16 protein-coding genes are annotated in these 14,632 nt (G+C 71.2%); 12 read left to right on the top strand and 4 right to left on the bottom strand.

Annotated elements, in window-relative coordinates:
• Positions 1–5: 5 nt before the first annotated feature.
• Positions 6–1,022, bottom strand: a complete 1,017-nt coding sequence (locus tag ACYQPG_RS12415; RefSeq protein ID WP_147905727.1) for an NAD-dependent epimerase — start codon at positions 1,020–1,022, stop codon at positions 6–8.
• A 136-nt stretch (positions 1,023–1,158) separates the two neighbouring features.
• Here ACYQPG_RS12415 and ACYQPG_RS12410 point away from each other — a divergent pair, with 136 nt between their 5' ends.
• The 9 genes from ACYQPG_RS12410 to xseA all read left to right on the top strand — a co-directional run bounded on the left by ACYQPG_RS12410 (position 1,159) and on the right by xseA (position 7,846).
• Positions 1,159–1,392, top strand: coding sequence for a hypothetical protein (locus ACYQPG_RS12410; protein ID WP_147938073.1), 234 nt, complete (start codon positions 1,159–1,161; stop codon positions 1,390–1,392).
• Between the two features lie 165 nt (positions 1,393–1,557).
• Positions 1,558–1,821, top strand: coding sequence for a hypothetical protein (locus tag ACYQPG_RS12405; RefSeq protein WP_147905725.1), 264 nt, complete (start codon positions 1,558–1,560; stop codon positions 1,819–1,821).
• Between the two features lie 84 nt (positions 1,822–1,905).
• Entirely contained in the window at positions 1,906–2,163 is a 258-nt protein-coding gene (locus ACYQPG_RS12400) for a DUF6894 family protein (RefSeq protein ID WP_147852874.1), read from the top strand.
• Between the two features lie 58 nt (positions 2,164–2,221).
• Complete coding sequence (locus tag ACYQPG_RS12395; protein WP_147852873.1) at positions 2,222–2,431, top strand: Rmf/CrpP family protein; 210 nt, start codon at positions 2,222–2,224, stop codon at positions 2,429–2,431.
• On the top strand, positions 2,431–3,750 hold the full coding sequence (locus ACYQPG_RS12390) for an MFS transporter (protein WP_461231067.1): 1,320 nt from the start codon (positions 2,431–2,433) through the stop codon (positions 3,748–3,750). The genes ACYQPG_RS12395 and ACYQPG_RS12390 overlap by 1 nt, the downstream gene beginning before the upstream one ends.
• Positions 3,751–3,847: 97 nt before the next feature.
• Positions 3,848–5,320, top strand: coding sequence for an MDR family MFS transporter (locus ACYQPG_RS12385; RefSeq protein WP_147938071.1), 1,473 nt, complete (start codon positions 3,848–3,850; stop codon positions 5,318–5,320).
• Positions 5,321–5,466: 146 nt separating this feature from the next.
• Complete coding sequence (locus ACYQPG_RS12380; RefSeq protein WP_147905722.1) at positions 5,467–5,748, top strand: type II toxin-antitoxin system ParD family antitoxin; 282 nt, start codon at positions 5,467–5,469, stop codon at positions 5,746–5,748.
• Positions 5,745–6,047 carry a type II toxin-antitoxin system RelE/ParE family toxin gene (locus ACYQPG_RS12375; protein WP_147852869.1) on the top strand — a complete coding sequence of 101 codons (303 nt, stop codon included), beginning with the start codon at positions 5,745–5,747 and terminating at the stop codon, positions 6,045–6,047. Before ACYQPG_RS12380 ends, ACYQPG_RS12375 begins: the two co-directional genes overlap by 4 nt.
• A 113-nt stretch (positions 6,048–6,160) precedes the next feature.
• Entirely contained in the window at positions 6,161–7,846 is a 1,686-nt protein-coding gene (gene xseA / locus ACYQPG_RS12370) for an exodeoxyribonuclease VII large subunit (protein WP_461231066.1), read from the top strand.
• 7 nt (positions 7,847–7,853) lie between these two features.
• On the opposite strand, the gene ACYQPG_RS12365 is transcribed toward xseA, so the two are convergent.
• Entirely contained in the window at positions 7,854–8,618 is a 765-nt protein-coding gene (locus tag ACYQPG_RS12365; RefSeq protein WP_147905720.1) for a GNAT family N-acetyltransferase, read from the bottom strand.
• A 120-nt stretch (positions 8,619–8,738) separates the two neighbouring features.
• On the opposite strand from ACYQPG_RS12365, the gene ACYQPG_RS12360 reads away from it, so the two are divergent.
• Both ACYQPG_RS12360 and ACYQPG_RS12355 read left to right on the top strand, forming a co-directional pair.
• Entirely contained in the window at positions 8,739–10,163 is a 1,425-nt protein-coding gene (locus ACYQPG_RS12360; RefSeq protein WP_461231065.1) for an alpha/beta hydrolase, read from the top strand.
• Positions 10,160–11,707: a GMC family oxidoreductase gene (locus tag ACYQPG_RS12355; protein ID WP_461231064.1), complete on the top strand. Its 1,548-nt coding sequence runs from the start codon at positions 10,160–10,162 to the stop codon at positions 11,705–11,707. The genes ACYQPG_RS12360 and ACYQPG_RS12355 overlap by 4 nt, the downstream gene beginning before the upstream one ends.
• A 5-nt stretch (positions 11,708–11,712) precedes the next feature.
• Here the strand turns inward: ACYQPG_RS12355 and ACYQPG_RS12350 are convergent, their stop codons facing one another.
• Positions 11,713–12,432: a GNAT family N-acetyltransferase gene (locus tag ACYQPG_RS12350; RefSeq protein WP_461231063.1), complete on the bottom strand. Its 720-nt coding sequence runs from the start codon at positions 12,430–12,432 to the stop codon at positions 11,713–11,715.
• Entirely contained in the window at positions 12,429–13,055 is a 627-nt protein-coding gene (locus ACYQPG_RS12345) for an FMN-binding negative transcriptional regulator (protein WP_147905716.1), read from the bottom strand. Before ACYQPG_RS12345 ends, ACYQPG_RS12350 begins: the two co-directional genes overlap by 4 nt.
• Positions 13,056–13,148: 93 nt before the next feature.
• Here ACYQPG_RS12345 and pdxR point away from each other — a divergent pair, with 93 nt between their 5' ends.
• Positions 13,149–14,630 (top strand): MocR-like pyridoxine biosynthesis transcription factor PdxR, encoded by a 1,482-nt coding sequence (pdxR, locus tag ACYQPG_RS12340; RefSeq protein WP_461231062.1) that lies wholly within the window; start codon positions 13,149–13,151, stop codon positions 14,628–14,630.
• Positions 14,631–14,632 lie beyond the last annotated feature (2 nt).

Genomic DNA, 14,632 nt, shown 5'->3' with positions numbered 1-14,632 from the left:
CCCGCTCAAAGTCCGTAGAAACCGCGATACCAGGCGGCGAAACGCGCGATGCCGAGATTCAGCGGTGTCGCCGGCCGGAAGCCGGTGTCGCGGGCTAGGTCGTCGATATCCGCGAAGGTGGCCGGCACGTCGCCGGGTTGCATCGGCAGCAGGATCGTCTCGGCCTTGCGTCCGAGCGCCTCCTCGAGAAGCGCGATCATCTGCATCAGCTCCACCGGCTCGTTGTTGCCGATGTTGTAGATCCGATACGGCGCCGTGCTGGTGCCCGGATCCGGATCCGCTCCGCTCCAGTCCGGGTTGGCCGCGGCCGGTCTTTCGGCTAGGGCGACGATCCCCTCGACGATGTCGTCGATATAGGTGAAGTCGCGCCGCATCCGGCCCTCGTTGAACACCTGGATCGGTTCCCCGGCCAGGATCGCGCGGGCGAACAGGGACATCGCCATGTCCGGTCGGCCCCAGGGTCCGTACACGGTGAAGAAGCGCAGGCCGGTGGTCGGCAGCCGGTAGAGGTGGCTGTAGCTGTGGGCCATCAGCTCGTTGGCCTTCTTGGTGGCCGCGTAGAGGCTCACCGGATGGTCGACGTTCTGGTGGATCGAGAACGGCATCGTCGTGACCGCCCCGTAGACCGAGCTCGATGACGCGTAGAGCAGGTGCTCGACGCCGCCGTGGCGGCAGGCCTCGAGGATATTGAGGAAGCCGACGAGGTTGCTCGCCGCGTAGGCCTGCGGGTTCGTCAGCGAGTAGCGCACGCCGGCCTGCGCGGCGAGGTGGACGACGGTTCGAAAGCCGTGCCGGACGAACAGCGCATCGAGGCCGGCCGTGTCGGTCAGGTCGAGGCGCGCGAAGCTGTAACCCGGGAACGGATCGAGGCGCCGGAGCCGCGCCTCCTTCAGGCCGACATCGTAATAAGCGTTGACGTTATCGAGGCCCACGACCTGCCGGCCAGCCTCCAGGAATCGCAGCGCGAGCGCGTTGCCGATGAAGCCGGCGACGCCCGTGATCAGGACAGGGGGCAGGGACATGATCGGACGCCGAGGGCGGGCCGTCCCGCAGGGGTCGGCGCTCTCTATCACGGGCAGGCCGACGATTCACCCGCGCCGGCTTCCTCAATGGAGGTGTCTTGTGACGCGAGCCCGGCGGCGCCTATCCTTCCGATCCGTGACGACCCACCACAGACCACTGCCGGACAGCCTGACCCGCATTCTCGCTGCCCCTCCCGGCGGTGCGCGCGGCGCGGCGCGGTCATCCGCGGAGTCTCGCGCCGACGGACCTGGGCAGGTCTCGGCGCACCATGCGCTGGAATCCGCGCTCCTACGCGGCTTCGTCTACGTGACCTCGGGGCTGGTCTGGCTCCTCGTCCTCGGCCTGGTCGTGCGTCACGTCATGCGCTGAGCGCCGGAATGCCGGGTGGTGGCCTGTGGATATCGAGCGACTAACAATTGTTCGGCTGCGAAGACTGGTAAGTCCACGGCCAAGTCGGGTATTGGGCGACGCGAGAGCGGGGCGCCGTGATCCCGGCCCATCGTACCGGGCGGGACAGTTGACGAGGATCGGACGATGTCTCTGACGGGGCGATTCTGGTTCCGCAAATCCTGGACGGGGCGGCTCGTCCTGCTGGTCGAGGAGGTGCGGCCGCGCTGGTTCGGTCGTGGCGCCGGAAAGCCGCGCTGGCGCAACGCCCGACTGATGGACTTCGCGGAGCCCGAATTGCGGCCGCTGATGGCCATGGAGAAGCTCCACCGCACGGGGGGCGCCTCCGCCACCGTGCACACCCTCCGACCGGTCGCCGCCGCTCCGGCGCGGAGCGCCGCCAACGGCTGAGTCCGGTTGCTGATTGCGGCCACCTCGATCCCCATCTGGTGCCTGCCGCCCCGCGGGGGCGGTCGACACCCGGGGTTGAAGGCCATGCCGCGCTACTTCTTCCACACGCAGATCGGCGACGACGTAATCACCGATGCGACCGGCGTCGCTCTGCGCGATCCGGATCAGGCCTGGGAGAAGGCCCAGGACACGATCCGTGCGGCCCTGGCCGAGGCCCGGGATCAGGCCAGGCTCCTGACCGCCTGCCTGGTGGTCACCGACGAAGCCGGCGACGTCGTTCTAGAATTCCCGTTCAGCGAGGTCGTATCGCTGCCGCCGGACGCGGATCCGACCCTGCATTGAGCGCCCCGCCCCGCGCGCCCTACATCGCGGCGGCCGCCACACGAGGAGCGCCGCCCGAATGGATTCGCCACCGAACGACCTCGACACGCATGCGCTCGGCAAGGCCGCGCCCGGAAAGGGCCTGGCCCGCGAGGCCTGCCCCTATGCGGAAGGCACCGAAGCCCGAGACCGGTGGCTTGCGGGCTACGACGAAGCCGTCTCCGATGGCGCCGAGCCGGTGACGGGGGGAATCGCCAAGCATCCGCCGGCCGGGGAGCCGACTCGCTGATGGATGCCACGACGCAGGTACGCGCCGCCGCCCCGGCCCACCCCGCCCTCGACCGCAAGGCGGTCGGGGCCGTGGTGCTCGGCAACGCCCTCGAATTCTACGATTTCACGGTCTACGCGTTCTTCGCGAAATCGATCGGCGAAGCATTCTTTCCGGCCACCGACCCGACGCACAGCCTGCTGGCGTCGCTCGCCCTGTTCGGCGTCGGCTACGTGATGCGGCCGATCGGCGGCGTGCTGATCGGCGCCTTCGCGGATCGGGCCGGGCGAAAGCCGGCGATGCTGATCACCATCGCGCTGATGGCGGTCGGCATGCTGATGCTGGCCGCATGCCCGTCCTACGCGGCGATCGGCGGCTGGGCACAGGTGATCGTCATCGCGGGCCGTCTCATCCAGGGCCTCGCGCTCGGCGGCGAGGTCGGCCCGTCCACCGCCTACCTGCTCGAGGCGGCGCCGCCGGCCAAGCGAGGTTTCGTGACCAGCTGGCAGATCGCCAGCCAGGGCTGCGCGGCCCTGTTCGCCGGCATCATCGCGACCATCCTGGCCCTCGTGGTCGGCGATCAGGCGATGTCGGCCTGGGGCTGGCGGCTGATGTTCGCGCTCGGCCTCTGCGTCGTTCCGGTCGGCTTGGTGATCCGCAGCCACCTGCCCGAGACCGCCGGCGCCGAGGAGGATCCCCACGCTGCCCCCTCGACCCTCGCGGTGGTCGGGCGTCTCCTGCGCGAGCACGGCCGCCTGCTGGGCCTGACCTTCCTGGTCATTGCTGCCTCCACGGTGTCGAACGCCGTCGGCACCAACATGCCGGTCTATGCCGGCGCGACCCTGGGCCTGAGCGAGACCGCCGCGACCGCGGTGCCGATCGCGCTGGGTCTCGCCTCGGTGATCTTCCCGCTGCTGGGCGGCTGGCTGGCGGACCGGGTCGGACGGCGCCCGGTGATGATCTGGCCGCGGGCGCTCATCCTGATCCTGGCGGTCCCGGCCTTCGCCTGGGTGGTGCGATCCCCGAGCGCCATGAGCGTCTACGCCGTGACCTTCCTGCTCTCGGCCCTCTCCTCCATCAACGCCGCGGCGGTGATCGTCGGGATTCCGGAGGCGCTGCCGCGGGCGGTGCGCAGCGCCGGGCTGTCGATCGTTTACGCGCTCTCGGTCTCGGTCTTCGGCGGCAGCACCAACTACGTGATCAACTGGCTGATCGCCGCCACCGGCGACCGGCTCGCCCCGGCCTATTACCTGGCGGCCTTCAGCTTGGTCGGGACGATCGCGGCCTTCCTGCTGCCCGAGACCCGCGGCCGGGACCTAGACGCCGACGTGGAAGCGTAGCCGCAGATGTGCGCTCCCGCACGGCCCGGAAGCGGGGCCGCGCGGGAGCCCGTCTTCGGCGCTAGGTCTCGGCCGGAGCCGGGCCTAGACCGCGCCCATGCCCAGTCCTTCCGAGACGCGCCGCCCGCTGGTCCTCGCCGCGGTGATGGCGGCGATGTTCATGATCGCCATCGAGGCGACCATCGTCTCGACCGCGATGCCGCAGATCGCCGGCCAGCTTGGCGACCTCCATCTGTATGCCTGGGTGTTCGGCTCGTTCCTGCTGACCCAAACTGCCACCACGGTGGTGTTCGGCAAGCTGTCTGATCTTTACGGGCGCCGCCCGGTCCTGCTGTTCGGCATCGCCGTGTTCCTGGCCGGCTCGCTGCTGTGCGGGCTCGCCTGGTCGATGCCGTCGCTGATCCTGTTCCGCCTCGTCCAGGGCGTCGGGGCCGGCGCGATCCAGCCGGTGAGCCTGACGGTCATCGGCGATCTCTATCCGGCCCGGGAACGCGGCAAGGTCCAGGGTTATCTCGCGAGCGTGTGGGGCATCTCGTCGGTGGCGGGCCCCCTGGTCGGCGGCTTGATCATCGGCCATCTGAGCTGGCCGTGGATCTTCTGGATCAACCTGCCCGTGGGGCTCGTCGCGGCGAGCCTGTTCCTGGTCTACCTGCGGGAAAGCGTCGAGCGGCGCAGCCGGCCGATCGACGCGTTGGGTGCCGCCCTGTTCACCGCGGCCATCGCCGCGCTGATGATGGCGCTGACGGAGGCCGGCACGTCGGCTTCGGCGGCCCTGTGGCCGGCACTCGGCTTTGCGGTGGCGGCCATCCTGTTCGTGCTCCAGGAGCGCCGCGCCGCCGACCCGATGCTCGATGTCCGCCTGTGGATGCAGCGCCCGATCGCGACCACCAACGCCGCGACGCTGCTCTCCGGCATGACCGTGATCGGGCTCACCGCGTTCCTGCCGATGTACGTCCAGGGCGTCCTTCGGCAGTCGCCCCTGATCGCCGGATTGACCCTCACGCTGATGGTGCTCGGCTGGCCGATCGGGGCCACCACGGCAGCCCGCAACTTCGTGCGCTTCGGCCTGCGCCCGACGCTGCTGGTCGGCGCGACGCTGCTGCCGCTGGGCGCCACCGCGTTCGTCGCCCTGGGTTCGGAGTCCTCGCCGATCGTGGCCGCCTGCGGCTCGATCGTGATGGGGCTCGGCATGGGCTTCCTGTCCACCGCCGCCATCGTGATCATCCAGGACAGCGTAGCCTGGGCGCAGCGCGGCGCCGCCACCGCGTCGAACATCTTCGCGCGCAACCTCGGCTCGACCCTGGGCGCCACGGCGCTCGGCGCGGTGCTGAACTACCGGCTGGCCCATCCGGCAGACGGCTCACCGGTCGATTCCGGCCAGCTCCGGAGCCTCCTGGAGGATCCGGGCAGCCTTGGCGCCGGCGGCGACGCCATCCGGCACGGACTCCAGCATGCCCTCCACGGCACGTTCTGGACGGTCTTCGCGGTGGCTCTGCTGACCCTGGTGCTGGCGCTGTTCGTGCCGCGGATCACGATCTCGGACGCGCCGCGCGAACTGGCCGTGGAATAGGGATCCGACGCGTTGCCGCGACCGGCGCTCAGCCCGACATCGCGTGGATAGGCGTCTCCGGCACGACCAGCTGAAGACGCTTCAGAGGTTGCGGCGTGTCCCGAAGATGGTATGATACTTTCATACCCATCGACGCGAGAATCCGCATGGCTGCGTCCGAGAAGCGAACCTTCAGCCTTCCTGCCGAGCAGGCCGCGTTCATCGATGCACAGGTCAAGACCGGTGCGTTTGCGAGCGCCAGCGAGGTGGTGCGGGCCGGATTGCGTGCCCTTCAGGAGCGTGACGCCGCCGTCGAGCGCTGGCTGCGCGAGGAAGTGGTTGCGACCTACGACGCGATGAGAGCGCATCCCGAGCGCGCCATCTCGTCGGAGGGCATGGCCGAGCGGATGCGCCTTCGTCATGAAGCGCGGATTCGGCCTGGGACGTGAAGCGGCGGAGCATTATCTACGCGCCTGCGGCCGGTGACGACCTCGATTGGATCTACGACACCATCGCGCAGGCCGGCACGCCCGCCATCGCGTCGGGCTTCGAACAGAGCATCCGTGCCTTCTGCGAGGGGCTTGAATACGGCGCCGAGCGCGGGACCTTGCACAGCGAACTTCGCCCAGGCCTGCGCACGATCGGCTTCGCACGGCGTGTCACGGTTGCCTTCACGGTCGAGGATCGCCGCGTCGTGATCCTGCGCATTTTCTACGGCGGCCGCGATTGGGAAGCGGATTTCGGCTGACCGGAGATGCCACCGGCAAAAGGCGCCGCGCGCCGCAGCCCCGCCCAAGCGTCGGATTCGACGGGCCGGAAATCCGGTTTCCAGTTTTCAGCCTCTTGCTCTACCGTCCGTCCATGCCCCTCGTGCCGCCTCCGCGCCCCGCAGCCTCGCCTGCGGCGGATATTCCGCCGACCAGCGTGCTCACCGCCAACCAGCCGGAATGGTCGGTCGGCGAGCTCGCGGGCGCGCTCAAGCGGACCCTGGAGGACGCGTTCGGCCATGTGCGCCTGCGTGGCGAAATCTCCGGCTATCGCGGCCAGCACGGCTCCGGCCACGCCTACTTCTCCCTGAAGGACGGCCAAGCGCGGATCGATGCCGTGGTCTGGAAGGGCGTGTTCGGGCGCCTGCGCCAGAAGCCCCAGGAGGGGTTGGAGGTCGTCGCGACGGGCCGCATCACCACCTTCGCGGGAAAATCCTCGTACCAGATCGTGGTCGAGAGCCTCGAGCCGGCGGGTCTCGGCGCCTGGATGGCCCTGCTGGAGGAGCGCAAGAAGCTGCTCACCGCCGAGGGGCTGTTCGCTCCGGAGCACAAGCGGGCCATCCCTTACCTGCCGCGCGTGGTCGGCGTCGTCACTTCGCCCACCGGGGCGGTGATCCGGGACATCCTGCATCGGTTGGAGGACCGCTTCCCGCGCCCCGTGCTGGTCTGGCCGGTACGGGTCCAGGGTGACGGTGCGGCCGAGGAGGTCGCGGCCGCGATCCGCGGGTTCAATGCCCTGGCCCCGGACGGCCCCCTGCCCCGGCCGGACGTGCTGATCGTCGCCCGCGGCGGCGGCTCCATCGAGGATCTGTGGGCGTTCAACGAGGAATGCGTGGTCCGCGCCGCATTCGAGAGCGCGATCCCGCTGATCTCGGCGGTTGGGCACGAGACCGACACCACGCTGATCGACTACGTCTCCGACCGCCGGGCGCCGACGCCGACGGGGGCCGCCGAGATGGCCGTCCCCGTCCGGGCCGACCTGATCGCCACGGTGGCCGACCTGTCCGCCCGGGCGGTCGGGGCGGTCGGCCGGCGGGTCGAGCGCGACCGGTCGGATCTGCGGGCCCTCGCGCGTGCGCTGCCGAGCGCCGATGCGTTGCTGGCGGCCAAGCGCCAGCGCCTCGACCTTGCCGAGGCACGGCTCGCTCCGGCCCTTGCGGCCGGGGCCAGCCGCCATCGCGCGCGCCTGCAGCTCCTCCTCGACCGGATGGCCCGGCGCTCGCCCGACGTGGCGCTGGCGAATGCCCGGGCCCGGCTGGCGCGGATCGACCACCGGCCGCTCACCGCCCTCCGCAACGACGTCCAGCGCAAGGGCGAGGCTCTGGCCCAGCTCGGTCGGCGCCTGGTCGTCGCCCGGGATGCCAGCCTCGAGCGGGCGCGGGCGCTTCAGGCACGCCGGGCCGATCGCCTCGTCGCCCTGTCCGATCGCCTGACGCAGGCCGGCCTGCGCGGGGTCGAGCGCCGCCGCGACCGGCTCGAAGGCCTCGCCCATCTCCTCGGATCGCTCAGCTACCGGGCCGTGCTGGAGCGGGGCTACGTCCTCGTCCGCGACGCCGCCGGCCTTCCGGTCCGCCACGCGGCCGATGCCGCCGCCGCCAGCCGCCTCAGCCTGCAATTCGCCGACGGGACGGTGAACGCCGTGCCGGACGGGACGCCGGACCCGTCCGTATCCGCAAAGCCGGCGCGGCGGTCCGCACGGACGGAGTCGGCCGCGACGGGAAAGCGCGCGCAAGCGGGCGCCCCCGCGGTGACCCGGCAGGGTTCGCTGTTCGACGCCTGAGGCTGTTTCAGGCCGGCTCCGGCCCGACCCGGTAGTGATACCGGTACAGCTCCCGCTCGAAACCCAGCCCCCGGTACAGTGATCGGGCCGGCGTGTTGGCCGCCACCACCTGCAGACAAGCCGCGCGGGCGCCCTGCGAGCGGGCCCAGCGCAGCAGCGCGCCCACGGCCCGCCGGGCATGGCCCCGTCCCCGCAGCCTCTCGGGGGTCGCCACGGACTCGATCACCAGCAGGTCGCCGTCGCACACGCCGAAGGCCAAGGCCCCGATCTCACCCCCGATCTCACCCTCGTTCGCCACGGCCGCGAAGGCCCGAGGGAGGATCAGCGCCTCGACGGTGGTGCGAAAAGCCTGGGCGGCGGCGGGATCCGCCCGGTTCATGGCGTCCCGGAGGGCCAGCCATGCAGCATCGGGATTGCGCGCGAGCGTGACCGCCGGGTCCGGCTCGTCACAGAATCCGTCGAGTTCCCGGAACAGCGTGCAGGTCTCGTCGACGACGGCGTAAGGGCCGCCTGACAGCAGCGGCTCCATCTGCGGCGCGATCCCCGGAATCCGGAAGATCGCCCGGCGTCCGAGCGCGGCGTAGACGGCCTCTCCGGCCCGGATCGCCAGCTCGGGCCGGCCGCTGCCGCGCATCGGATTCATGGAGTTCTGCCGCTTCGAGGTGCCGCCGGCTGCGCGCAGCAGATAGCCGTGAACCAGGAGCTGGCGCGGGCTCGGCCAGGCGTTGAGGCAGGCCTCCTCGACCCGCCAGGCCAGATCGATCTTCGACATCGTGTGAGTCTCCGCGGGCTTGATCCCACGGGGTTCGGGACCGCACCACCCCCGCGGCAACCGGAGCCGTGCGGCGTCGCGTACGCTTGAAGCATTCCAGGCTCGCGCGATGTCGTCGTCATGCCCGATCCTGAAAGCCTCTTCTGCCTCCATTTCCTGGGCGGCAGCGCCCGCACCTGGGAGCCCGTCTCGCGCGCGCTGGGCGGAACGCCGGCCTGCCTGCCCGTGGATCTGCCGGGCTTCGGCGACGCCGCCGCGGGGACGGGATTTTCCGTTGATGCGATGGCGGACCATGTGGCGGCGGCGATCCGCGCCCGGGCGCCGAAGCGTTTCGCGATCGCCGGCCACAGCATGGGCGCGAAGGTCGCGCTCGCCCTGGCGCGCCGATCCGAAGATGGAGAGCCGGGCCTGGACGGTCTCACGGACCTGATTCTGGTCTCGGGCTCGCCGCCGAGCCCGGAACCGATTCCCGAGGATCGCCGGTCCAAGATGATCGCCTGGATCGATGCCGATCCGGAGACGCGGCTGCGCGAGGCGCAGGCTTTCGTCTCGGAGAATGTCGGCAGCCCCTTGGACCCGGAGACCGGGGCGCGTGCGGTCGCCGACGTGTTGCAGGCGGCCCCCGCGGCCTGGAAGGCTTGGCTCGAATCGGGTTCGCGCGAGGATCTGTGCCGCGGGATCGGTGTCCTGCGCACCCCGGCGCTGATCCTGGCCGGATCCGAAGATGCCGATCTCGGCGCCGATGCGCAGTGGGCGCTGATGGCGCCGCATCTCGCCCACCATCGCGTCGTCACCGTGGACGGCGTCGGCCATCTTCTGCCGCTGGAGCGTCCCGGGGAGATGGCGGATCGCCTGCGCGATCACTGGCGCGACCGCCCGAACGCCGAGGCGACGCGGGCTGCTCCGGTACCGTCGGCCTACGCAGCGCTGATCGCGTCCGAGCGGGTCAACAGCCGCCTGCGCGGCGCCTTGGAAACACGTGGGGAGCGCGACGACCCCGCCTATGCCCCTCAGGCCCTCGACCCGGTGGAACTCGCGATCCTGCGCGCCGCCTGCGGTCGTGTGTTGCCGGAGATCACCGTCGACCTCGCCGCCCGGCTCGATGCGCGTCTGGCGTCCGGGTCGGGCGACGGCTGGCGGTTCGTGGCCCTGCCGCCGGATCCGGAGGCGTATCGCGCCGGTCTGCGCACCCTCGACGCCGCCTCGCGCGCCGCCTACGGCCGTCCGTTCGTCGCCCTGGAGGCGCGAGACCAGGACGCGTTGCTGACGTTGGCCGAGCGCGCCGATCTGGCGGTGCCGGACTCCCTCGGCGGCCGGCTGGACGGCGACCGGATGCGGTTCTGGTTCGAGGACCTGCGCGCCGACGCGGTGCGCCTGTGGCTCGCCCATCCGGCGGCCCTGGCCCGTGTCGGCTTTTCGGGGATCGGTGCCGGCGGCGACCGGCCGGGCCCGATCGCAGACGGGTTGCCGGGCTTCCACGAGGTCGGGCTCGATCGGGCGGAATCCTGGGAAATCCGGCCCGCGCAAGGGGAGATGGTCCGATGAACCTCGACGGGATGCGGACCTACCGCACGGATGAGACCGTCGATGCGGTCATCGTCGGGACCGGGGCCGGCGGCGCGCCGCTCCTCGCCCGGCTGGCTGCGGCAGGCCTCAAGGTCGTGGCCCTGGAGGCCGGACCCAACTTCACCCCCGAGCAGTTCGCCTTCGACGAGACGCTGGCCGACGAGATCTACTGGACCGAGGAGCGTCTCAGCGGCGGTTCCACGCCGGAGGCGTTCGGGGCCAACAACAGCGGCACCGGCGTCGGCGGCTCGACGCTCCATTGGGGCGCCTTCGTGCCCCGGGCCGATGCCCGCGACCTCCGGCTTCACACCGAGAGCGGCGAGGGCGTCGACTGGCCGCTCGACTACGACGAGCTGGTGCCGTTCTACGAACGGGTCGAGCGCTTCATCGGCGTCTCGGGGCCGCAATCGTATCCCTGGGATCCCGACCGGCGCTATCCGCTGCCCCCGGTGCCGCGCAACGGCCCGGCACAGATCATGGCCGGAGCCTGCGATACGCTGGGGATCCGCTGGGCCGACGCGCCCGCGGCGGTGGTCTCGCGCGATTTCGAATCCGAGGGCGGACCCCGGCGCAACGCCTGCATCAATTGCGGCTTCTGCCACCAGGGCTGCCGCAACGGCGCCAAGACCAGCATGGACGTCACCTACCTGCCCCTGGCCGTCACGCACGGGGCGGAGATCAGGGCGGGCGCCTTCGTGCATGGACTCGAGCGCGGCGTCGATGGCCGGGTCACCGCAGTGGTCTACACGCAGGACGGTCAGGAACGGCGCCAAAGCTGCGGGGCGGTGTTCCTCTGTGCCGGTGCCGTCGAGACGCCGCGGCTGCTGCTGCATCTCGGGCTTGCCAACTCCAGCGATCAGGTCGGCCGCAACTACATGGGCCACGTCGCCACCCAGGTCTGGGGCACCTTCGCCAACGAGGTGCGGATGAACCGCGGCTACCCCTCGTCGCTGATCACGGAGGACTTCATCCGGGCCGGTGCCGACTTCGCCGGCGGCTACCTGATCCAGAGCCTCGGTGTGGTGCCGCTGACCTTCGGCAACGCGGTGGCGCGCGGCCGCGGATTGTGGGGCAAGCCGCTGCTCGATTACCTCGACCGCTACAATCACCTTGCCGGCATCGGCATCAACGGCGAGACGCTGCCCTGCGACGCGAACGTGCTCACCCTGTCCGACGAGACCGACGCGCGCGGGATGCGCAAGGCGCAGATCAGCTTCGGCTACAGTCGCAACGAGGAACGCCTCAACGCGCACGCCACCAAGGTGATGCGCGACCTCTGGGCGGCGGCGGGCGCCGAGGACATCTGGGTGATGGAGCGCGTCGCCCACACGATCGGCACCTGCCGGATGGGGCGCGACGGGTCGAGCGCCGTGGTCGATCCGGTCGGCCGCAGCTTTGACATCGACAACCTCTGGATCTGCGACGGCTCGACCTTCCCGAGTTCCCTCGCCGCGAACCCGGCCTTGACCATCATGGCGCTGAGCTTGCGCACCGCGGAGGCGTTCTTGGCCGCCGGACGCTGAGACGATCAGCCGGTGCCGGTGCGCAGCTCCGCCAGCCCGCGGCGCTGCCGGCCCTCGGCGTCGAAGTTCGCCGGGTCGAGCCACGCCGCTAAGCCGGCGCGGATGCGCGGCCACTCGGCATCGGTGATCGAGAACCACGCCGTGTCGCGGGAGCGGCCCTTCACGACGACCGCGTTGCGGAAGAGGCCCTCGAAGGTGAAGCCCAGGCGGAGCGCAGCCGCCCGGGACGGGACGTTGAGGCTGTCGCATTTCCACTCGTATCGGCGGTAGCCGAGGTCGTCGAAGGCCCGGGCCATCATCAGCGCCATCGCCTCGGTGGACGCGGGAGAACGCTGAAGGCTCGGGCCGAAATGCAGATGGCCGACCTCGATGACGCCGTTGCCCGGATCGATCCGCAGGTAGGCGGTGATCCCCAGCGGCGCTCCGGTCGCCCGGTCGAGGACGGCGTGGAACAGCGGGTCCTCGCTCGCCGCTCTCGCATCGATCCGTGCGCGAAACGCCGCTTCACTCTCGGGCATCTCGTCGGGCAGGTAGGTCCAACCGCGGACGTCCGGGGCCGCGCTGTAGGCGGCGAACAACCCCGCGGCATGCGCTTCGGCATCCAGCGGCACGACACGGCAAGTCCGGCCCTCCATGGGCGTCCGCGGCGGGCGCGGACGCGGGGTCCAGTCCGGAAGGTCGGGGCCGATCGGCTGGTCGAAGGCGTTGAGGCGGTGGTCGGTCATGATCCGCTCCGCTCGGCGACGATCTCCGCCAGGGCGGCCTCGCCATCCGCCCGCATCCCGGCGATCACCCCGGCCCGATCGGCCTCCGATCTGTTCTGGCTCATCTTCCATTTCCCCTCGATGCGGCTGATCGGAATCTCGATGCCGACGATGGCCCTCATCTGGGCCGCTACGAACGGCGCGGGCGCGTCGTCCACCGCCCAGGGCGCGGCGCGCGGCGCCTCGCGCAGGGCGGTGAGGTCGACGATCTGGCGCCGGAGCCAGTCCGCATCCTCAATCACCCGCGCCCGCCCCCAGACGTGGACCGTGGCGTAATTCCAGGTCGGCACCACCCGCCCGTGTTCCCGCTTGCTCGCGTACCAGTCCGGGGTGACGTAGCCCTGTGGTCCCTGGAACACGACGAGGCAGTCCTGCGCCTCGGCGAGCGCCTGCCATTGCGGGTTGGCGCGGGCGAGATGGGCGCGCAAGGTGCCGTGCGCGCCCGTCTCGTCCAGCAGGAACGGGATCAGGTTGGCGATCAGGCCGTCCGCGCCGCCGGTGATCAGCAGGCCGAGCGGATAGGTCCGGATCAGCCCGTGCTGCGCCGTGCGCGTGTCATCCCGGAAGTGTGGCGGCTGGTACATCGAGCCCGGTCCCTGTTGCGGCCTCCTGCTTGACCGTATGGCGGACCAGGCGAAAGGTCCGGTTTCCGAAATACGACTGGACCGCTTGTCGCCATGGCCCGGGACCCGCTGCCGCTGCCCGTCAGCCTCGATCCAGCGTCGCCGACACCCCTGCACGTCCAGCTGCGCGAGGGGTTGCGCGGGGCGATCCTCGACCGCCGCCTGCCGCGTGGAACCCGGCTGCCCGCGTCGCGCATGATGGCCGCCGATCTCGGCTGCGCCCGCGGCACCGTGGTCCTCGCCCTGGAGCAGCTGATCGCCGAGGGTTACCTCACAGCGCGGACCGGGTCGGCCACCCGGGTCGCCGCGACCCTCCCGGACGACACCCTGCCGCGGCCGGATGGGACGGCACGGCCGGCTCTTGCGGCCGCTCCGAACCTGTCGCGGCGGGGCGGCCGTCTGATCGCGGCGCCGGCCCGCCGGTTCATGGCCGGTCCCGGCGTGCCCGACGCCTTCGCGCTGGGCCGGCCCGCGCTGGATGCGTTCCCGTACGCGGTCTGGGCGCGGCTGCTCCAGGCCGAGTGGCGTCACGGACCGGCCGAGCGGCCCGATCCCCGCGGCTCACTGGCGCTCCGGGCTTCCATCGCGGCCTATCTGGCGCAGGCGCGGGGCGTGGCCTGCGAGGCCCACGACGTGATCGTCACGGCAGGCATCCGCCAGAGCCTGCGCCTGCTGGCCGAGCTGCTGCTCGATCCCGGGGAGCGGGCCCTCGTGGAAGAGCCGGGCTTCCCCGGTATCGCCCTGGCCCTCGCGAGCGGCGGCCTGGTTCCGGTGCCGATCCCGGTCGGACCGGGTGGGCTATCGGTGAGCGCCGCCGGGCCGCACCTGCAGGGTGCACGCCTCGCCGTGGTGACGCCGGCGCAGCATTACCCGCTGGGCCACGCCATGAGCTTGGAGAACCGCCTCGACCTCCTGGCCTGGGCAGAATCCGTATCAGGCTGGATCGTCGAGGACGATTACGACGGCGCCTACCGGTATGCGGGGCGGCCGTTGGCGCCGCTGCGGGCGCTCGATCGTGGCGGACGGGTGATCTACGTCGGCAGCTTTTCCAAGCTGCTGCTGCCCGCGCTTGGCCTCAGCTACCTGGTCCTGCCGCGGGGGCTCGTGGCGCCGGTGCATCAGGCGCTCGCCGAGACCGGCCCGGCACCCCCGGGTATCGGCCAATGGGCGCTGGCGCGCTTCATCGAGGAAGGGCATCTCGCCGGCCACCTGCGGCGGACTCGGCGGCTCTACGCCCTGCGCCAGGAAGCCCTGGTCGAGGCGGCCCACCGCCATGCCGCCGACGTGGTCTCGGTCGCCGCCATGGAGGGCGGGATGCACCTCATCGCGCGGCCCGGTCCGGGCTGGCCGGCGGCACTCGGCGATGCCGAAGCCGCCGCGCGGCTCGACGGAGCCGGGATCTCGACGGTCGCGCTCTCGGCCTACCATGTCGGCAAGTCCGAGACCGGGCTGCTGCTCGGATACGCGGCTGTGCCGGAACGGGCGATCGAGCCGGCGTTGCGGCGCTTGGCCGAGACCTTGCGGGCCGCCCGGTAAGA

This window comes from Methylobacterium sp. CM6246 (assembly GCF_054818005.1).
This window is presented reverse-complemented; position numbering and strand designations above follow the sequence as displayed.